The organism is Chitinophaga filiformis, from assembly GCF_021646545.1.
GTDB lineage: Bacteria > Bacteroidota > Bacteroidia > Chitinophagales > Chitinophagaceae > Chitinophaga > Chitinophaga filiformis_A.
The window spans coordinates 19752-40478 of the sequence record NZ_JAKIRP010000010.1; the positions used below are offsets into that span (position 1 = coordinate 19752).

Sequence of the window (20727 nt, forward strand, 5' to 3'; positions counted from 1 at the left end):
ATTTTACGATTGCGCATTTTTTGAAAATACCAGGCTGGAACAGTTACCGCCAAAACCAAAAGAGTTTGACATCACGTGTTGCAGCTGCTGCCCTGCAGAGAACTTCGTAACCGGTGAAAAAGGCAACTCTTTCATCTGTTTACTGAAATTCGCGTTGGGATAGATCACACCCTCTTTCACTGCCCAGGCAGAAAAAACGGCTTCTATGCCTCCACTGGCGCCCAATGTATGCCCTGTGAAGGACTTGGTACTGCTTACCGGCGGATAATGCGGTGCAAAAAGGCGGGCAATAGCTGCACCCTCTGCCGAGTCATTATTCTGGGTCCCGGTACCATGGAGATTAATATAATCGATGTCTTCCGGCTTGATACCGCTCATGTCCAATGCTGCCTGCATGGCCAGGAAATTACCCGTGCCATCAGGGGAAGAAGCCGTCTGATGATAGGCATCGTTAGCATTGGCATAGCCACTCAAACGGCACCAGGGCTGCTTGCTGGCAGGCAGTTCTGCTGCCAGTGCATCGCTGATCAATACAACATATCCGGCGCCTTCTCCAAGATTCAACCCGGTGCGGGTGTCGTCGAAAGGACGGCAGGCGGCAGGATCAAGTATCATCAGCGTATTAAAACCATTGAGTGTAAAGCGGGTCAGCGCGTCGGTACCGCCGGCTATCACCACATCCACGAGGTTATTCCTGATCAGCCTTGACCCATACATCAATGCATTTGCACTGGAAGAACAGGCGGTGCTGATAGTCGAAATATGGTGACGGATGCCCATTGCATCGGCCACCAGCTCAGTAATGGCGCCACATTCATGATGTACCACCTGGCTCAGATGACCTTTGGAAGGGTCCTGCAGGTAGTCTGCAAAGAAGTCTTCCGTCTTGTCCATACCGCCCACTGTATTAGCGGAAACAAAGCCTACGCGGTACTGGCTGATATCTCCAAGCCCTGTACTGTTCCAGGCTTCCTGCGCGGCCACACGGCTTAGCAGGGCTGTACGGCTGATCTTTTCAGGCATACCCGTCCAGCCGGCCAGTGTAACGTTGGATGCTTTTACTTCCACTACCGGAAATGTATGGCGATGCACAGAATGCAGATACTCCATATGGGCCATACCGGGCTCCATACGTTTGAATGCCTCAAGGCATTCAGACAGGTTGTTCCCTATGCCGCAAATGACGCCACCTCCGGCAATCCATACATCACTATGCATTATTTAGCGGTTTGATGCGCGGTAATAAATTCAGCGATGGTACGCACGGAATGGAATATTTCCGGGCCCTGCTCAGGATTTGCAATACGGATACCGTAATGCTGCTGCAGCAGTACGATTATTTCCAGCGCATCGATAGAGTCCAGACCCAATCCATCCTTGAACAAAGGCTGATCATCCCCGATATCTTCAGGTTTTACTTCCTGCAGGTTCAACTGCTCTACGATCTGGGCTTTCAGCGCCGCCATCAATTTTTCCATGGTTATTATTACTGTATATTAATTTAAATACTTACTGCTTTCAGCAGATTGTCTGCATTAAATACCAATCCCCCACCGGTACGTTCTACCTTGTACAGCATCACTTCATACACTGGTCCCATTACTTCCACCCATCCACAGAGACAGGCAGCAACAGCATTTTCCAGGAACAGCTGATTGATATATCCGGCCAGGAATCCCGGATCAAATGCATCGGTGGTAAAAAAGGCATTCTCTCCTTTAAAGCCGTGACGGATGCTGATCTCCCCCATTACGATATTGGCCAGTGTGTATACAAATAATGCCGGACTGGCAATATCTTTCACTGTATCAAAATACCGCAGGTCGGTGTCGAGACTGGCGCTTTTGTTAGCCAGTATCAGGCCCACACTTTCAGGCGGGTAACTGCTCAGCGGGGCATCTTTCAGCAGTATTTCTGCTGCCAGCCACCCCAGCTTGCTCAGCGGGTCCATTTTGTGGAACTTAGGATACTGACCGGAAAACTGATCATATCCTGACCGCAGGAAATCCTGCAATTCCAGGTCCTGCGACGTTTCCCACAACAGTGCTCCATCCCTGTATATCCGGTTGTTCCGGATCACACAACTTCCTGTTATATATGCCTCGCCGTTATACAAGCTATTGGTCCTGTTTTATAATTTCTGTTAATTCGATGGTACGCGCTAAACGTTTCAGTGCTGTATCATGATGCTGCACGAAAGGATTGCTCATGTCCCATACATATCCTGCCAGTACTGAACAGATCTGATTTTTCACTTCCGGACGCTGCTCTTCAGAGAAGAAGATCTTGTCGAGGGTACCCTCATACCAGGCCATTACATAAGAGCGGAAGGTATTCACACCCTGCATGGTAGGCGCCATATATTCCTTATCCCAGTCAACCGCTTCCCCTTTCAGCTTACGGATCACCAGTTTAGCGGCAGTCTGCGCGGAAACACAGGCCAAAGTTACGCCAGATGAGAAAATAGGGTCCAGAAATTCTGTTACGTTGCCTGTCAGCACAAAACCTTCTCCATAGAACTTATCTGTGGTAGCGGACCATGACTCTAGGATGCGAGGTTCAAACACCAGTTCCACATCACGGAAACGCTCTCTCGTATAAGGTTCAGCTTCCAGCAAAGCACGGTATTGCTGCTCCGGTGTACCCGGATAAGCTGCAAAAAACGAAGGATCGCCTACAAAACCGAGAGAAGTCACGCCGGTGGAGAATGGAATGATCCAGATCCAGGTACCCGGCTTGTGTACCACTGCTGTAATTCGGTTAGGCTCGTCTGCCATGGAACGGCGTACGTCCACTGTATGTGCAAACAAGGCCTTACGCGGCTGCAGGTTTGAACTTTTTTCCAGGTTGAACAGACGGGGTATAACCCTGCCATATCCGCTGCCGTCTACGATGAAACGGGCAGCTATTTCACTTTTATTACCGTGTATATCTTCTACTGTTGTTACAGAGTCTGATCCGTTGAAGCGGATGGCGGTCACCGTCGTTTCATAACATACAGGTACGCCCATTGACTCCACAGTATCTGCAAGTGTCTTGTCAAAGTCAGCCCGGGTCACCTGCCAGGTCCAGTTCCAGCCTGGTGTATGTTGTTCTTTAAAGGTAAAGTCGCATACGCTGTTGCCTTTCACGAACTTGGCGCCATACTTTTCCTGGAACCCTTTGGCCTTAATGGCATCGATAAAACCGGCTTCTTCCAGCGCTTCCATACTACGTGGCAGCAGGCTTTCACCTATCACAAAGCGGGGGAATTTCAGCTTTTCCACTATTTTCACAGAATAACCTGCCTGGTGGATAATGGATGCCGCCACTGTTCCGGAAGGGCCCGCACCTATCACTAATACGTCTACCTTTTCTGTTGTCATAGATATGTTTTATGGAGTGGTATTATGGAGACTATTTTCTTTTACATTTTAACAGTGTGTAGCTAAGTCCCATCTGGTTATTCTCTTCAACTATCTGTAGGCCCGCATCTTCAATACATTTAAAGAAATCGTCTGTATGATACATCTGGCTGTTACCATTTGCCATAGCGGTAAAATACAATGACGTCTGCTGGAGGCAGAAAGCGGCCGATTTAAATGGCTGCCTGTTCCAGAACGGCTCCAGGATAAAGATGGTACCATTCTCTGTCAGCGCTTCACGGCAGCGTTTCAGGATGGAAACGATCTGCTCTTCTGAGAAGCAATCCAGGAACTGGCTCATCCAGATAGCATCAAATCCGGATGGGAAAGGCAGGCTTTCATCCAGGATGTTGGCTTCATGGAAAGTCACACGGTCAGCTACGCCAGCTTCTTTTGTTCGTTGCTGCGCGATGGCGATCTCTCCCGGCAGGTCAAACATGGTCACTTTTACGTCCGGATCGTAGGCGGTTACAGCCAGTGTCCATTTCCCGGTATTACCACCGATATCCAGCAGTGTACGCGGTTTATTTTCAAATACGATCGGCAGTGCCTGTGGGAATGCCAGATCGGAATAGTAATGATCGAAATCAAACCAGCTCTTGCCTATTTCCGGCGGCAGTAGTGGCAATCCGGGATAGATCGTTTCCCAGGGGCCCAGCTCCTTTAATCCGGCAGGTCTTCCTTCCCTTAAACTATCCTGCAGGTGGTCCATACCACGGTAGCAGATGTCCTGCGAGAAGTTCATGTTAATGCGGGTCAGCTTATCATGCAGGATAAAATAACCTGTCTTTGTCAGAATGTATCGTTTATCATTCACAATAAGCAGTTCGATACCGAGGCCCGCTTCCAGCAGTACGCGTACGGCATAACGGGAGAGCGATACCTTTTCCAGTACTTCTTCAATGGTCAGTCCCTTTTGTCCGGCGTCACTGATAGCCTGCAGGATGCCCATATCACGCAGGGCACGGGTAGCCTGAAATGCTATCGGCGCAAAAGCCAGTCTCAATGCTGCTTCCTGCGCCTGTAGTGCTGTTTTCGTTTCTTTAGTAAAAAACTCCATTCTGAATTAAGATTAGATTATTTCGAAAATATCATGGCTGCATTACAACCGCCAAAACCGGATACCGTCTTTAGAAAATGTTGCATAGGCTTGCTACTCAGCTGGCTGCTCACCATTACCGGGTGAGGTACGCCCAGGGACTGGAATCCCAATGTGGGAATGACCAGTTGTTGCTGTAGTGCATGCATGCCTATCACGGCTTCAATCAATCCTGCCGCACCTAATGTATGCCCATAATAGCCTTTAAGGCTGTTCACAGGCACGTCCAGCAGTCCTGCCAGGTGGAGCGCCTTCGATTCCATTTCATCATTGTACAGCGTTGCAGTACCATGTGCGGAAACAAAACCGATATCTGCAGGCGTCAGCCCTGAACCCTTCATCGCCTGTTGCATGGCTGTACTCAGCTCTGCCCCGGTACGGGAAGGCCCGGAAATGTGGTTAGCGTCGTTACTCACTGCTCCTGCTCCTACACGAATGGAAGCAGGAGTAATGTATGCTTCATTGCTGGTCAGTATCACAGTAGCTGCTCCTTCCCCTAATGTCACTCCTTTACGGTTGGCGTCAAAAGGCCGGCATGGCTCGCTGCTGACGGCCTGGAAAGACTGGAAGCCAGATAATACGAACCTGGTCACCACATCTGCCCCGGTCACTACCGCATGGTCATAACGGCCGGAAAGGATCAGCCTTCTGGCTGTTAAAATAGCCAGCAAGCCTGAGATGCAGGCGTTGCTGACTACAATCGGATCTTCTGTATAATTAAAATACTGTGCTACTTTTTTTGCAGTATGGAACAGTTCCATTTCCTGCAAGGGCGCATTGGCAGGATCTTCCTGCTGCTCCAGCAGCTCAATGTTCCCTTTCGTGGTAGATACAATGAAAGCGGTACGGCCATCTGTAATGTCAATGGATGTTCTGTCCAGTGCATTCTGCACGGATAACATCAACAGTTGTTCGAACTTTGTATACTGTTCCAGGCTTTCTTCATTCCAGCTTTTCTCCAGCTGGTCGGGAGCCATCATTGCCGCATAAAACGGCGCCGCCGACATGGCGGGATCGTCATGCAGGCGGATGCCGCTCAGGCCATTCCTTACATTTACAAAGTTCTCCTCGGTTGTTCTGCCCAGTGGCGACAGGATATTATCTGCCACTACATACACACTTTTCATCTTTTCACATTATTAGGAGCAATGATCTGCCCATACTGTGCTTTCCATTTTTCAAAAAACGGAGGGATGGTCAGCTGCAGCGAAGACGTAGCTACATCCAGGAATACCTGGAGGGAACTCCCATCGGCTACCAGCTCACCGGTTACAAAATTGTACAGTTTGTATTCAAACCTGATCTTTGCAGCGGCAGTATTCACATAAGTGGTTTCCACAACTACACGGTCTCCGTATCTCAGTGAACGCTTGTAATTGCATTGTACATTCACAACAGGTACGGTATACCCTTCTTTATAAATATCGAGATAACGTAGCCCGTATTTTTCACCGAAAGCCTCTCTCCCATCTTCAAAATAGCGAATATAGTGTCCATGCCATACTATTCCCAGCGGATCGGCTTCATTGAACTTCACAAGTATATTCGCGCTCTCGGTCAATACAGGACTCATCATTTTATTTTTCCGGATTAATTACAGCAGGCTGGCATGGCTTTTCACAGCTGCCACCCGTGTTTCAGCAGTAGCTGCAGATTTGCTCTTCCACTCTTTATATTTTCCATGATCGATGGAATTCAGCACTTTGTAGATGGTATAAGCCCAGTAGTTACGGAAACCAAAGCCCTGTGCCTTACCAGTGAAACGTTCTGTCAGCAGTACTTTTTTGCTGGAAAGATCTATCAGTGTAGCGTATATGTAAGCTTCCTTATTTGTCTTACTCATACCATCCATAATAAATACCAGTCCGATACCTTTCTGGCCATGGAGATCGTATTTCTTCACATGCTTATCAATGTCTGCAGCTGTCAATCCTTTTTCCAGGTCAGCAACACCATTGGCCTTGATGGTAGCAGGATTCACTCCTTCATTGAGTTTCTGTACCGCTTCCAGGAAGTTGCTCACACTGGTCCTTTTGAAGGTACCGGCAATGTCATACTTCTTGGATTCTGTAACGATCACGTTGTTGATCGGCTCGAATTTGCTCACAATTTCCGCGGCAGTTGCTGTTTCTCCCTCTACTTTGGTGGCAGAGAAATCAACACCGAGGTAAGTCAATGGGGTGGATTCATTGCTGAAAAATTCTTTCAGGGTCTGTGCATAGCTGCTTCCGGCAGACAAACACACAAATACTAAAGCAAAACTTGCCAGCAGGCATTTCTTTAAGGTGGTCATTACAAATGGATTTTATGGGTTTATGAAAATTTTCAATTCACATTGCGCCATTACTTTTCCGTTCAGGGTCACTTTGGCCGCTACCATGGTAGCGTTAAACACCTGACTCTGTATCTCTGTAGTAGTCTCGATAAAGGAGCCGGCGGGAGGGAATTCAAACACTTCAAAGTCTTTCACGGCGCCAATGAAGCCGATAGGAACAGGCGTATTTTCCTGCTGGGCCACATACCCTACGCGGGCGGCTGCAGTCTGTGCCATGTTCTCCAGCAGTCCGGGTGATTTCAGCACGCCATCTTCCACAAAAAGATTATCGGCTGCGATCTGCAGGCCGGTGCGGGTGATGTTGTCTTTTACTTCCAATATGCCGCTGATCATTACTATCGGTGTACGTTGCGGTATATATGCTGTAACGTTGTCGGTGTGGATGAACATAAAATCTGCTTATTTATCTTCCGGTATTTCCCAAAAATCGTAATAGTTAAACCATTGTTCAGGATATTTCTTCACCATGACTTCCAGTTCCTGAACAAAATCCTGAACGGCAGTTTCTACGCCCTGCCTGCGGCGGCCATGATATTCTCTTGGCGGAGTTGCATATAAGTGGTAATGACTGCTGGTTTCCTTAAAAGCAAATACAAGCGATACCGGCACCCTGAATGTAGCTGCCAGCAGGAAAGGTCCTGCCGGAAAGCGGGCATCCGCTCCCAGAAAAGGTGCGGCTACCGTTTTATTACCCTTCAGAAACCTGTCTGCATGCATACACACCAGTTCCTGGTTGCTCAGCGCTTCATTAATAGCGTAAATGTGCGATAAATCATCCTTAATAACAATAATATTCACATTACGTTCGCCCGTCACGGATGACAAATACTTTTTGATACGCTCATGCTCGCCATCAAACATGACAATGTTAATGCGCGTTTCCAGGCGCTGGAACAGGTGCCCGGCCACTTCCCAGTTACCCAGGTGGGCACTGAGCATGATGCCTCCCTTGCCGGCGGCAGTAATTTCCCGGAGGTAATGTTCTCCCTCAAATTCGAAGGTGAACCTGTTCCTGATGCCGGACATTACAACGACCTTGTCGATCAGCACCTGACCGAATACATAATAGTTCCGGTATACGCTGACCAATGACCGCCACCAGCCATATCCTACCCTGGTATGAAAATATTGAAAAATGGGGCGTGAAGAGCTGTAGGAAAACAGAAAATAATATGCGGCTACAAACCTTAGTAATACATAAGCAGGCAGTACGCCCCCATAACGCAATGTCCCGATAAAAATACTGTACCCCAGCTTATTTCCCTTGGATTTCCCCTCCCAGGAAGGCATTATACCAGTTCTTTTTGTTTGATACGATCAGCCACGTAGTCGTAAAAATCCTGGAAAGTGGCTATTCTCTGAAAATCTTCCGGATTTACCTTAAATCCGAAGTTGTTTTCAATTACAACTACCAGGTCAATGTAGTCAAGGCTATCCAGATCAAGGGTAGACTTCAGGTTGGCATCAGGCGTTATCTTGTTTCCATCCGCTTCAAATTCCTCTACCAGGAATGCATTTGTGATTTGTATGATTTCTTGTTTGTCCATATCAGTGTAACTCTAGGATATAGGTTGATCTATATTCGTGATTATTCAGAATTAAAAAGTTCGCTTAGATTGGCTGTTAATCCGGGCCTATGTTCCTTATAATTTTACTTCTAATGATAGTTTAGCTGATCAACCTTTCTTGCATTCGTTTTTTAGTCCCTCAAAGGTATAAATATCCGGGCAGATATTACATATCGCCTCTTTTGTGGTGTTAAAGTGTTGACAGTTAACTATTTACTTCGTCCATTTCCTGACTATCAGGGAAGAATTAGTTCCCCCAAAGCCAAAAGAATTAGACAAAAATATATTAAAATCTTTATTAATGGTGGTATTGTTGATATTTAATCTGGCTGCTGCTCCATCGGGGTTCTCCAGGTTAATATTCGGTGCAATAAAACCATTCTGCATCATCAGCATGGAATAAACGATTTCACTCGCTCCCGCCATCCAGCATTCATGTCCTGTCATCGATTTGGTAGAGCTGACATACGGTCTTGATCCACCGAACACCTGGTCGATCGCTGCTGCTTCACTTGCATCTCCTGCCGGCGTACTGGTAGCGTGTGCATTGATATATTCAATGTCTTTTGCCTGCAGCCCTGCATCCTGTAAAGCGATCTGCAGTGAACGCACGGGTCCGTCTATTGTGGGGTTGGAGATATGCGCTCCGTTGGAAGAGAATCCATAACCAATTACCTCAGCAAGGATATTTGCTCCCCTGCGCTGGGCCGATTCCAGGCTTTCCAGGATCACGGTAGCCGCGCCGCCACTGGGCACCAGGCCATCACGGTCACGATCGAACGGACGGCTGGCTTTTTCAGGCTCATTCTCTCTTACAGAGAACGCTGCAATGGCATCGAAGTTACCCATAGAGTAAATGTTGATCTCCTGGGCGCCACCACAAACCACACAATCCTGCATACCGTTGCGGATAAACATATAGCCCAGACCGATAGCGTGGGAGCCGCTTGCACAGGCCGCACTCACGCTGAAGTTAATCCCTCTCAGCTTAAAGATGGTGGCAAGGTTCATGTTCACGGTAGAGTTCATGGTCTGGAACACAGAGCCGGAACCTACCAGCATGGTATCCTTCTTCTCCCGCATAATATCGGTAGCTTCTATCACAGGCTTGGAGGAGCTGTCGTTACCGAACAGCAATCCTACTTCCGTATTTTCTATATAATCCGGATCTATTTTGGCCTGCTCCAGCGCTTCACGGGTACTCATAAAAGCGAATTCCGCCTGCTCCGGCATCATCATGCGGGCACGGCGGTCAAGCACTCCTTTCAGGTCGGGACGGTCTACATAACCGGTTAAACCCGAACGGTATCCGAAAGCCTTCCTGGCAGGGTCCAGAATAATACCGGATTTCCCTTTATATAAAGAATCACGTACCTCCTCCAGGTTCTTACCTATACAGGAATAAACGCCCAATCCTGTGATCACCACTCTGTTCATATAAATCAATTTGGACCAGGAACATAAGATCAGACATCAGCTTCCTGATACCTTCCTTCACCTCCTGGTTATAATCATGTGTATAGTCCTCCGTTAATAGATAACACCTCTCCTGTAATGTAGGAGGATGCTGAAGAAGCAAAAAATGCAACAGCTTCCGCTACTTCTTCCGGCGTACCAAAACGGTTCATAGGTACCTGTGCAGCCAGTTCTTTCTCGTTCAGCTCAGCCGTCATATCGGTTTTGATAAAACCCGGGGCTACAGCGTTCACTGTTACGCCGCGTTTAGCTACTTCCTGGGCCAGCGCTTTGGTGGCACCTATCACCCCTGCTTTGGCTGCAGAGTAATTTGTCTGACCGGGCAGACCTTTAATACCCGACAGGGATACAATGTTGATGATGCGTCCGTAACGTTTCATCAGCATATTGTTCAGCACCTGTTTTGTGACGTTAAAGAAGCCATCCAGACTAATGTTCAGCACATTCCTCCACTGGTCGCTGTTCATCCAGAAAAGCAGGTTATCTTCACGGATACCGGCATTATTCACCAATACCTGGATCTGTTTCTCTTTGTTGTTCTCTACCCAGCCGCCTAACACAGCCTGTACCTCCTCATTATTACCGACATTGAACTGCAGCAATTCTCCATCGCTCCCTTTGGCTCTTACCGCTTCCAGCGTTTCAATGGCCGCAGCTTCATTGCCCTTATAATTGATAATTACATGGTACCCCAACTCGGCCATCTTCACACATATCGCCCGTCCTATACCCCTGGAGCCACCCGTTATTAAAGCACATTTCATCCGATAATTGTTTTAGTAGGTTACCATGCTATTTCAGGATCATGCTGTAACAGGTATTCCTTGATCTTTTTAGCGTCTTTATACTTAGGACTGTCCTCAATAAATTTAGGAAAAATTGCCCTTACTTCACTGTATATGCGATGTGAGAAGGATGACAGTTTCGCATGACAGTTGAGGTAGTCAACCGCCTGCAACATCGTCATTACCTGTATGGCCAGTACCTCGTACGCATTCTCAATAACACGGTTGGTCATCAACGCTGCATTACATCCCATGCTCACAATATCCTGATTGTCGTTATTGTTGGGAATGCTATGCACATACATCGGGAAGGATAGTGTCTGGTTCTCAGCCACAGTTGATGTAGCGGTAAACTGAATACCCTGCATACCGAAGTTCAGTCCCAGTTTGCCGAGGTTCATGAATGGCGGGAACTTGTGGTTCAGCTTTTCGTTCATCAGGTAGTTCAACTGTCTTTCAGACAGCATGGACAGCTTGGTGATCGCGATCTTTACCTTGTCCATTTCCAGGGAGATATAGTCGCCATGGAAGTTACCACCATGGAATACATTCTCCTGGTGATGGTCTACCACGGGGTTGTCACTTACAGAGTTCAGTTCCTGCACAACGATCTTTTCAGCTGCTACCAGCGTATCGTAGATAGGGCCTAACACCTGTGGTACACAGCGCAGGGAATAATATTCCTGCACTTTATCTTTAAAGATCTCTTCTTCCAGTTCTTTATAGAAATGGTCAGGACGGTGCCTGATCATCTTACTATCTTTCAGGATGTTGCGCATAGCGGCCGCCACCTTATTCTGTCCTTCGTGAAGCTTTACAGCATTCAGTTCTTTGGAAAGATGGTCATCAAACGCTTCTACAACTTCATTGATCATGGCCGAGAGGATGCAGCTCCAACCCAACAGTTTCTTGGCTTCGATGATATTCACCAGGCCAACACCGGTCATAGCGGAAGTACCGTTAATAACAGCCAGACCTTCACGGATGTGCACACCCATTGGCTTGATACCTAACTGGGCAAATACTTCGGCTGTTGGACGCAGTACGTCCTCATATACCACTTCACCCTCACCTATCAGTATCAGTGCCAGATGGGCCAGCTGTACCAGGTCGCCGCTGGCGCCTACGCCACCGTGCTCGTATATACAAGGATAAACGTTCTTATTGATCAGATCGCGGAGCAGGATCACCACTTCCGGGTGTACACCGGAATGCGCCTGCATGAAGCTGCTGAGGCGCGCTATCATGAGGCCTTTTGTTAACAGCGGCGGCATGTATTTGCCAGCTCCTGAACTATGGCTGCGGATAAGATTGTACTGTAACTGATGTGTATCGCTCTCACTGATGCGATATTGTGCCATGGGGCCGAAGCCGGTATTGATGCCATAAATCAGCTTCTTGGAGGCAAATTTCTTTAAAAACTCAAAGTTGTGCGTTACTTGCTGTAAAGCGGCTTCATCCAGGCTCAACTCTTCCCCGTTAAACAACACGCGGTACACTTCGTCCAGTGAAAGCACCTTACTCCCTAAAACAACCATTATTTTAAATTAAATTATTTGATTATGTAAAAAAGTGCTCAAAATTAGCAAAAAACAATTACGAATCACAAATGGAGACCTACGTAATTTATCGGTATGATAATCATACGCATCTGCCATTTACAATTCGTAATCAGACCAGTCCTTTACCCCATTCGGGTCAGCCTTCCTCTATCGCATCTTCCGGCGCTTCCACCAGTACTTTATCGATACGGTGGGCGTCCATATCTACAATTTCAAAGGTGAAACCCCGCCACTCAAATTTTTCTCCGATCTTCGGGATATGCTCCTGATGGTGCAGGATAAAGCCGGCCATAGTATCAAATTCCTGTTCAAATTCTGCCATCCAGTCTTCCTTGTCAAATCTGGCGAGAAAGTCATAGAAAGGGATCTGCCCATCCACCAGGTAGGAACCATCATCCCGGCGCACTATTTCATAGTCGTCATCCTGACCGGTTTCCGGCATGTCTCCTACAATGGCTTCCAGTATATCATTCAGGGTGATCATTCCCAGGAAAGTACCATATTCATCTACTATAAACGCAGCATGACTCTGTGTTTCCTTGAACTTCTCCAGTACCTGGTAAGCAGAGTTATTCTCTGGTACGAACAGGGGCTTTTTCATAATGCGGGCCAGTTCATGACCTGTGTCGGCCGCCGCAGTATAAAGGTCCTTGATGGTAATAATACCGAGAATATTGTCAATAACGTCATCGCATACCGGGTATACGGAGTGCGGACTATCCATGATCTTGCTACGGATGACCGGTTTAGGGTCATTGATGTCCAGGTATACGATATCCGTGCGGTGTGTCATGAGGGAGGTGATGTTACGGTCTCCCAGGTGAAATACCCTTTCGATGATCTCCTGCTCGGTCTCCTCAATAGCGCCTGTAGTAGTGCCTTCGCTGATCAGCGCTTTGATCTCTTCTTCCGTGACATTGTTGTCGGTGTTGGGTTTCAGATTAAAGATATTCACCAACATGTTGGTAAATATGGTCAACAGCCAGATGAACGGATAGGTGATCATAGACACCCATTTCATAGGCGCTGCTGTTTGCCGGGCAATGGCTTCCGGACGAAGGATGCCCAGGCGTTTGGGCACCAGCTCTCCCAGTACAAGCGTAAAGTAGGTGACCACTACCACGATAATGGTAATGGCAATACCATCGCTATAGGAACTTAACTGTGGATAACCGGAAATATATTCAACCAGGCGTGGTTTCAGGCTGATTCCTGATAATATACCTATTAAAATGCTGATAAGTGTGATTCCGACCTGGACAGTGGAGAGAAACCTGTCCGGATTGCTGGCCAGTTTGAGCGCAGCTTTTGCCTTTTCATCCCCTTTATTAGCCAGATATTCCAGCCTTGCTTTACGTGCATATTCCATGGCGACCTCTGACATTGAGAATAAGCCATTTAGCAAAATGAGGATGAGGATAATGACGACGACTTCCATGTTTAAAAGGCTAAAAATAAAGAATTATTCAAATATTAAGGTAAGAAATGCTAAAAGCAGCCCTGCCGCTATTGCAATTACTTTACGATAGCTCAATTCATGGTGTTTAGTGCCGCTTTCGTAAAAAATAGTGGTAGAAATGTGCAGAAATGCGCCTATCACTAGTGCCACGATGTAAGCTGTAATATTGGATATATACGCAGAATGTTGCCCCAGTACAGATGCCAGCAGCGCCGCAACAGGCGTAACGAGTGAAAAAATGATCAGGATACGCCAGAGTCTTCCTCCCTGTTGATGCGCGTGCATCATTACGGTGATCAGTGTAAACGCCTCCGGCAGCTTATGCGCAGCTACCCCTATGACCAGCGAGGCCAGGGCCGCCCGGTCCTCAAACTGAAAGCCCAGCGGAATACCTTCCATAAAGGCATGGATTGATAGTCCCAGCAGCAGGGGAAAAATGTGTACGTGGTGGTGACCATCTTTCGGAATGTGGGTATGCCCGTGTTCCGTTCCATGGGATAATGCCTGCAGGGCTACCTGCAGGAAAAAACCCAGTACGATATAGATACCGGCTTTATGTCCCAGTTCATGATACACTTCCGGCAACAGATGCATGATAGTGACCCCAAACAGACAGGCGCCGGTAAATGCCAGCATATAGATCGGAAAGTTGGGGGTTACCCTTCTTACCATCATGGGAATTAAACCGCCGCCAAACGTGGCCAGTAAAATAACTAAAAGAAAGATCCAGTTCATGTTGTTAATTCAGGTTCCAGTCTGATACGCCGCTGAAAGAAACCGGCACTTAAGGTACCGATCATGATACCCAGTACACCGCCTCCTATCACATCCAGCGGGTAATGGACGCCTACATATACCTGTGCATAACAGACTGCCAGCGCCCAGACAAAAAACAGAGAGGCATATAATTTTGAGATATGCCTGAAAGTGAGGAAACAAAAAGTGCTCAGTGCAAAATGATTGGCTGCATGGGAAGAGGTAAAACTACCGCTGCCAGGACAATATACGACCAATACTCTTACAAAATGCTGCATCAGCGGGTCCCGGCATGGTCTTATTCTCCCCACAAGCTCTTTGATATGCAAGCTCGACTGATCAGCGAGACCAAAAGTGACCAGGAAAAAGACTATCCACCAGAACCCTTTCCAACCGTAGTTGATCGTTACAAACAACAGCAGAAAAAGGTACACCGGCGCCCATACATATGGCTCCCTTAACCAGGGTATGATAGCATCCAGCACGGAATTCCGCCACACGTTATTAATATAGAAAAAGAGTTTGTAGTCCAGTCTAAGCAGTCTTTCCAGCATGGCTATTGTTTTGTAGCAATGATGATCAGTCTTGGCGAATGCTGTTCATCGTAACTATTGAAATGATAGTCTCCAAAGATATCTGTTATTTGTAAACCCTGATGGGCGAACATTTCCTGAAAATCGTGGAGGGTAAAGGCACTTACATTCTCGGTAAATGTGGTCCGGTATAAGCGGGAACGGTCCAGGATGTTGATCTGCTTCTGGAATTTTCCATCATTTACCTCCCGGGCAATATCGAACACCACCTCGCCTTTCTCTTTCACTTCAAAAGGCACCAGATTAGCTTCGACATATGGACTGTTCAGGTAGTCCAGCACCAGGCAGCCTCCCGGTTTCAGGGCATTCCGCATAGTACGTAATGCATTCTCGTTCTCCCTTTCCGTATCAAAATAACCAAAGCTGGTAAAAAAGTTAAATACAAAATCAAAATAGTTCACCCTGAAAGGCAGACGCATATCATGCTGGTAAAAGCTGAGATGATCATTTTCCAGCTTTTGGGCAATGTTGATGCTGCGGATGGAAAGGTCGATACCTGTGACCGTATATCCTTTTGATGCCAGGTAACTGGAATGGCGACCGGTGCCACAGGCTACATCCAGCATGGTGGCATTAGCAGTCGGACGCAGATAGTTCAACAGCTTGTCTATAAAAGTTGCCGCTTCTGCATTATCCCTGTTATCGTACAACAGGTGATAGTAAGGAGAATTGAACCAATCTTTAAACCATTGTTTTTGTATTTCCACTGCTAACTCATTAAAAACTTCCATGATCAGATGAACGCCCCAAAGCTCTATTTTTTATTATTAAACATCAAATATCGGGTGCTTTCGTAAAATGCCCGCGTTAAATTATCGAGCGCTTTTGCCGTATCCGGATATTGTGCACTCACATTTTTCAGCGGGTCTCCCTGCATATCATACAGATAGGCTGCCTGGGTCTTCGTATTGATCTCATACATATAGCGTTCCCCTATCATAGATATATACCCCTGGAGGTTTTTGGCATAGCTGGCAAAAGCATACCTGCTTGTCTGCGCAGTATCCAGCATATCCTGTCCCAGCGTATAGTTCTTCACCGGCATACCCACCAGTTTCGCCATTGTCGGATAAATATCTACCAGGCTGACCGCATAATTGATCACCTGGGGCTTTACCAGTGCCGGGGCATAGATAAAGCAGGCGGAATGTACTGATCCGCTGACCAGTTCATACTCCGGGGTAGGCATAAAATGGTAAGGATTCAGGGTACAGTTATGGTCTCCGAACATGATAAAAATGGTATTGTCCAGGTATCCTCCTTTTTTTGCCAGATCGATGAGATGCCCTATGTTATAATCCTCATAACGGATAGCATTCAACTGATCTATGGAAACGAATCCTGATTTTTTAAACTGCTCTTTATCAATATCCCGGGCGCTTATCCTTTTAAAACCGCCGCCCCCATTTGTGGTCGTATATGGAGGATGATTGTCTGCCAGCTGCAGGAATGCCACAAATGGCTGTTGCCGTTTGCCGGCGTCCCTGAATATTTCGTCTGCCTCTGTGATCAGATCGTAGTCAGATACGCCCCATACATCCGCTTTAGGCGATTTAAAATAGCCTTCTTCGTAGATCTTCACCCCTTCCACGTTATTCGTGAATACGGCCCTGATATTGGCCCAGTTGGTATTTCCTCCCAACAGGTAGTATTTCTCATACCCCTTGAACTGGTCCAATACCACCCGCTGGTCGATCATCTTTGGATGACGGGACGCAGTTTTTGTCAGACTGATATCAGGCAGGCCGGTAGTCACCCCGTACACCGTTCTGGCCGTACTGACGGCAGGTACATAGAAGTTGCGGAAAAGGATCCCGCTGTCGGCCAGCCTTTGCATATTGGGCGTAGGCTGCATCGGGTTATTGTGCATACTGGTAACGGCCGCTCCGGTCGATTCCAGCATGACCAGTATCACGTTCATTTTCTTTTTGTCTGCGCCGGGGATCTCACGCAGGAAGTTGAGTTTTTCCACATCCGGTTGCTGTACTCCCAGGTATCGCGCCATCACAGGATAAAGCTCTCTCGTCTTGTTTATGTCATAGGTGTCCGTTTTACCGGATATGTTAGCAACAAAGTACAGCACAGGGTTCAGCGCCAGACTGGTCACCCCGTTATCCCTGGTGAACATGGCCTGGCTCCAGCGTAGCGGGAAGTAGGCTATACTGGCATAAATACCGGCAGCAAACACGATGACCATAGAGAACAGCCAGCCACTGTATTTCCAGTTGCTGAGTTTCACAGCCGGTTCATGCGCCAGTCGGCGATAGGAACGGATAAACTGGTACGAAATCAGGAACAGGAACAGTCCGATGCCCACCATTGTGCGTACAACCGGATAGCTCTGCCACAACATCCTGGCATTGTCAGCCCGTTCTCCTGCTGCCAGGAAACGGGTAATGGTAGGGTCCATGCGCAGGCCCAGGTAAGCATAATGTCCCAGGTCGAACACATAGCCGAACGTCAGCACCAGGTAGACCAGGAAGAGATAGACAAAAACCGGCTTTCTGATGGCCGGTTTTGTAAAGAAGCTATTTCTGAAAATGAAAGCAATCAGCAATAAGGGAACGGTCAGGATCAGGGCTAGTCGCATATCGAATCTCAGCCCCAGCGTCCAGGCCTTCAGGATGGCCCCGCTATCCGTAACGGTAGTTTTAAAGAAAAACAGAAAGAAAACCAGACGAAAAACGACCATGAAGAGATATAGGAATAAGGCCTGGATAATCACATATCGAATATACCGGGGTATACTCTTCCATAAATATTTCATGTAAACGTAGCTGTTGATTAATTTGACATGCAAAAGTATGCTAAACTGTGGCATTAATGAAAAACGGTGTAAAGTTTCCTAACCCCTATATAAATGGCCCACATTAAAACTATAACACATCTATATAATTAATATTTAATTAGAAAGGAGCGCTATATGTTTAATTCATTTGTCTATTGCTGATTGTAATTTTATATTTGCCCTTCCTTTAAAAATTGAAATTCGTGGCACTGATCAAATCGATTTCTGGCATTCGCGGAACCATCGGGGGCAAACCTGGAGAAGGACTCTCACCTCTCGATGTTGTAAAGTTCACAGCAGCATTCGGCACATGGCTCATCAAACAATCCGACAACAGGAAAGTAGTAATAGGACGGGACGGACGCATTTCAGGTGAAATGGTGAAACAACTCGTAGTTGCTACGCTCAACGGATTGGGCCTGGATGTTGTGGATCTTGACCTCTCTACCACGCCTACAGTTGAAGTAGCTGTAAAGGCAGAGCAGGCCGCAGGTGGTATCATCCTTACGGCGAGCCACAACCCCAAAGAATGGAACGCCCTGAAGCTGTTGAACAGTGAAGGCGAATTCATATCCGGCGATGATGGAGCGATCGTACTCGATCTGGCTGCACGCGAAGATTTCACCTTTGCAGATGTCAATAAACTTGGCACTTACAGAAAAGATGACAGTTACCTGCAGAAACACATCGATATGGTTGTGAACTATCCCCTGGTGGATGTTCCCGCTATCAAAGCCCGCAACTTTAAAGTGGTGGTGGACGCTGTCAACTCTACCGGCGCTATCTTCATTCCTGCCCTGCTGAAGGCATTGGGAGTAGAAGAGGTGACCGTATTGTTCGATGAAGTGAATGGCCGTTTCAGTCATAATCCGGAGCCACTGCCGGAAAACCTTACCGCGTTAAGCAACGAAGTGAATAAATCCAGTGCAGACCTGGGTATTGCTGTAGATCCTGACGTAGACCGCCTTTGCTTCGTATGTGAAGATGGCAGCATGTTCGGTGAAGAATATACCCTGGTGGCAGTAGCTGATTATATACTGAAAAGCCGCAAAGGAAACACTGTTTCCAACCTTTCTTCCACACAGGCACTGAAAGATGTAACGCTGAAGAATGGTGGAGAATACCATCCTTCCGCAGTAGGAGAAGTGAATGTAGTGCGTAAAATGAAAGAGGTAAACGCGGTGATCGGAGGTGAAGGTAATGGCGGTATCATCGTACCAGATCTGCACTATGGCCGTGATGCCCTGATCGGTATTGGCCTCTTCCTCAGCCATGTGGCACAGACCAAAAAGAACCTGAAAGCCCTGCGCAACAGCTACCCTGACTACTTCATCTCCAAAAACAAGATTGAACTGGACAAAGGTGTGGATGTAGTGACCATCTTTGATAAGATCAAGGGTAAGTACAGGAACCAGCCAATTAATATAGAAGACGGTCTGAAAATAGAGTTCGACAGGGACTGGGTACACTTACGTACCTCCAATACGGAACCTATTATCCGGATTTATGCGGAAAGCCAGAATGAGACTACGGCCGATAATATCGCCAAACGTATCATGCAGGACATCCGTGAGTTTATGCACTAATTTCCAACTACTTAGAAAATATCAACCGGCGGATGCATGTATTTGTGTCCGCCGGTTGTTTTTTTTGGTTTTCTAAAAAAATCAGACATTTGTGTCCGCCAACGGCATTTTTTTATCAAAAACCACCACCACCTTGAAAAGAATTTATTTTGATAATGCAGCCACCACGGCGCTGGATAAAGACGTGCTGGATGTGATGCTGCCTTATCTGACAGAAAAGTTTGGAAATCCTTCTTCCATCTATTCGTATGGCCGTGAAACAAGACTGGCCATTGAAAACGCACGTAAATCCGTAGCTAAGATCCTGAACGCACATCCGGGAGAGATCTTTTTTACCTCAGGTGGTACTGAAAGCACCAATACTGCGGTAACTGCAGCCATCCACAACCTGGGCTGCAGGCATATCATCTCTTCTGAAATTGAACACCATGCCACCCTCCATTCTGTGGAGCATGCCCATTCAAAAGACAAGATCAGGCTGAGTAATGTAAGATTGCTACCCGACGGTCATGTGGATATGGCACACCTGCGCGAACTGCTGGCCAATTCAGCTGAACGTTGCCTGGTAAGCCTCATGCATGCCAACAACGAAATCGGCAACCTGCTCGATCTCCATGCTGTAGGTAACCTCTGCAAGGAATTTGATGCCATCTTCCATTCTGATACGGTACAGACAGTAGGACACTATGCTTTTGACCTGCGTAACACACCTGTACACTTCATCAATGGTTCCGGCCACAAATTCCACGGCCCTAAAGGTGTAGGTATTCTTTACATCAACGAAAATGTGAAGATCACGCCGTTCATTCATGGTGGCGCCCAGGAACGTAACATGCGCGCTGGTACGGAGAACGTATACGGCATTGTTGGTTTTGCCAAAGCGCTGGAACTGGCCACTGAGCACATGGAAGAACATAGCAGGTATATTAATGACCTGCGTATGTATATGATGGACCAGTTAAAGCAGCATATACCCGGCGTAAGCCATAACGGCGACCTCTATGGCCGCAGCCTGTATACGGTGTTGAACGTGTCATTCCCTAAAACGGAAAAGAGTGAAATGCTGCTCTTCAACCTGGATATTAACGGTATCTGCGCATCTGGTGGCAGTGCCTGTACTTCCGGCGCCGATGCAGGTTCTCACGTTATCCGCGCCATCAATAGTGATCCTAACAGGATTGCGGTACGCTTCTCTTTCGCCAAAGACAATACGAAAGAAGAAATTGACGAAGTAATCACCCGACTGAAAGAGATCATATAAACGATCATACTTCAACAGACAATAAAAAGAAAACGGTAAATAGCAGATCGCTCTT

The 20727-nt window shown here is 47.2% G+C and carries 21 protein-coding genes; 2 read left to right on the plus strand and 19 right to left on the minus strand.

The genetic code is table 11. The features are described from left to right. Window positions 1-3: 3 nt before the first annotated feature. From L3C95_RS21820 to L3C95_RS21910, 19 genes are all read right to left on the minus strand, one after another. A complete protein-coding gene (locus L3C95_RS21820) occupies window positions 4-1218 on the minus strand; it encodes a beta-ketoacyl-[acyl-carrier-protein] synthase family protein (protein ID WP_236390776.1) in 1215 nt (404 codons plus the stop codon). After that, window positions 1218-1478, minus strand: a complete 261-nt coding sequence (locus L3C95_RS21825) for a phosphopantetheine-binding protein (RefSeq protein ID WP_089838859.1) — start codon at window positions 1476-1478, stop codon at window positions 1218-1220. Before L3C95_RS21825 ends, L3C95_RS21820 begins: the two co-directional genes overlap by 1 nt. Window positions 1479-1501: 23 nt before the next feature. Then, entirely contained in the window at window positions 1502-2080 is a 579-nt protein-coding gene (locus L3C95_RS21830) for a beta-ketoacyl synthase N-terminal-like domain-containing protein (protein ID WP_236390777.1), read from the minus strand. Window positions 2081-2117: 37 nt separating this feature from the next. Next, window positions 2118-3365: an NAD(P)/FAD-dependent oxidoreductase gene (locus L3C95_RS21835; RefSeq protein WP_236390778.1), complete on the minus strand. Its 1248-nt coding sequence runs from the start codon at window positions 3363-3365 to the stop codon at window positions 2118-2120. 31 nt (window positions 3366-3396) lie between these two features. After that, window positions 3397-4464 carry a methyltransferase gene (locus L3C95_RS21840; protein ID WP_236390780.1) on the minus strand — a complete coding sequence of 356 codons (1068 nt, stop codon included), beginning with the start codon at window positions 4462-4464 and terminating at the stop codon, window positions 3397-3399. A gap of 17 nt (window positions 4465-4481) precedes the next feature. Beyond that, window positions 4482-5630 carry a beta-ketoacyl synthase N-terminal-like domain-containing protein gene (locus L3C95_RS21845; protein ID WP_236390781.1) on the minus strand — a complete coding sequence of 383 codons (1149 nt, stop codon included), beginning with the start codon at window positions 5628-5630 and terminating at the stop codon, window positions 4482-4484. Next, window positions 5627-6079 carry an acyl-CoA thioesterase gene (locus L3C95_RS21850; protein ID WP_236390782.1) on the minus strand — a complete coding sequence of 151 codons (453 nt, stop codon included), beginning with the start codon at window positions 6077-6079 and terminating at the stop codon, window positions 5627-5629. The genes L3C95_RS21845 and L3C95_RS21850 overlap by 4 nt, the downstream gene beginning before the upstream one ends. Window positions 6080-6097: 18 nt before the next feature. Continuing rightward, window positions 6098-6796 carry a hypothetical protein gene (locus L3C95_RS21855; RefSeq protein WP_236390783.1) on the minus strand — a complete coding sequence of 233 codons (699 nt, stop codon included), beginning with the start codon at window positions 6794-6796 and terminating at the stop codon, window positions 6098-6100. A gap of 12 nt (window positions 6797-6808) precedes the next feature. After that, window positions 6809-7228 (minus strand): 3-hydroxyacyl-ACP dehydratase, encoded by a 420-nt coding sequence (locus tag L3C95_RS21860; RefSeq protein ID WP_236390784.1) that lies wholly within the window; start codon window positions 7226-7228, stop codon window positions 6809-6811. 9 nt (window positions 7229-7237) lie between these two features. Beyond that, the gene (locus L3C95_RS21865) at window positions 7238-8128 is read right to left on the minus strand and encodes a lipid A biosynthesis acyltransferase (protein WP_236390785.1); all 891 of its coding nucleotides are present in this window, start codon (window positions 8126-8128) and stop codon (window positions 7238-7240) included. Further along, window positions 8128-8385 carry an acyl carrier protein gene (locus L3C95_RS21870; protein WP_236390786.1) on the minus strand — a complete coding sequence of 86 codons (258 nt, stop codon included), beginning with the start codon at window positions 8383-8385 and terminating at the stop codon, window positions 8128-8130. The genes L3C95_RS21865 and L3C95_RS21870 overlap by 1 nt, the downstream gene beginning before the upstream one ends. A 234-nt stretch (window positions 8386-8619) precedes the next feature. Beyond that, window positions 8620-9843 (minus strand): beta-ketoacyl-[acyl-carrier-protein] synthase family protein, encoded by a 1224-nt coding sequence (locus L3C95_RS21875; RefSeq protein ID WP_236390787.1) that lies wholly within the window; start codon window positions 9841-9843, stop codon window positions 8620-8622. A gap of 74 nt (window positions 9844-9917) precedes the next feature. After that, window positions 9918-10646, minus strand: coding sequence for a 3-oxoacyl-ACP reductase FabG (gene fabG / locus L3C95_RS21880; RefSeq protein ID WP_236390788.1), 729 nt, complete (start codon window positions 10644-10646; stop codon window positions 9918-9920). Between the two features lie 20 nt (window positions 10647-10666). Then, entirely contained in the window at window positions 10667-12205 is a 1539-nt protein-coding gene (hutH, locus tag L3C95_RS21885; protein ID WP_236390790.1) for a histidine ammonia-lyase, read from the minus strand. Window positions 12206-12365: 160 nt separating this feature from the next. Beyond that, on the minus strand, window positions 12366-13667 hold the full coding sequence (locus L3C95_RS21890; RefSeq protein WP_262915906.1) for a hemolysin family protein: 1302 nt from the start codon (window positions 13665-13667) through the stop codon (window positions 12366-12368). A gap of 24 nt (window positions 13668-13691) precedes the next feature. Then, window positions 13692-14423: a ZIP family metal transporter gene (locus tag L3C95_RS21895; protein ID WP_236390793.1), complete on the minus strand. Its 732-nt coding sequence runs from the start codon at window positions 14421-14423 to the stop codon at window positions 13692-13694. Continuing rightward, entirely contained in the window at window positions 14420-14998 is a 579-nt protein-coding gene (locus tag L3C95_RS21900) for a phosphatase PAP2 family protein (protein WP_236390794.1), read from the minus strand. Before L3C95_RS21900 ends, L3C95_RS21895 begins: the two co-directional genes overlap by 4 nt. A 2-nt stretch (window positions 14999-15000) precedes the next feature. Then, on the minus strand, window positions 15001-15744 hold the full coding sequence (locus tag L3C95_RS21905) for a class I SAM-dependent methyltransferase (protein ID WP_236390795.1): 744 nt from the start codon (window positions 15742-15744) through the stop codon (window positions 15001-15003). A gap of 47 nt (window positions 15745-15791) precedes the next feature. Beyond that, window positions 15792-17804 carry an LTA synthase family protein gene (locus L3C95_RS21910; RefSeq protein WP_236390796.1) on the minus strand — a complete coding sequence of 671 codons (2013 nt, stop codon included), beginning with the start codon at window positions 17802-17804 and terminating at the stop codon, window positions 15792-15794. Window positions 17805-18028: 224 nt separating this feature from the next. On the opposite strand from L3C95_RS21910, the gene glmM reads away from it, so the two are divergent. Together glmM and L3C95_RS21920 are read left to right on the plus strand one after the other, a co-directional pair. Then, the gene (gene glmM / locus L3C95_RS21915) at window positions 18029-19411 is read left to right on the plus strand and encodes a phosphoglucosamine mutase (RefSeq protein WP_236390797.1); all 1383 of its coding nucleotides are present in this window, start codon (window positions 18029-18031) and stop codon (window positions 19409-19411) included. A gap of 133 nt (window positions 19412-19544) precedes the next feature. Further along, a complete protein-coding gene (locus L3C95_RS21920; protein ID WP_236390799.1) occupies window positions 19545-20672 on the plus strand; it encodes a cysteine desulfurase family protein in 1128 nt (375 codons plus the stop codon). Window positions 20673-20727: the final 55 nt, after the last annotated feature.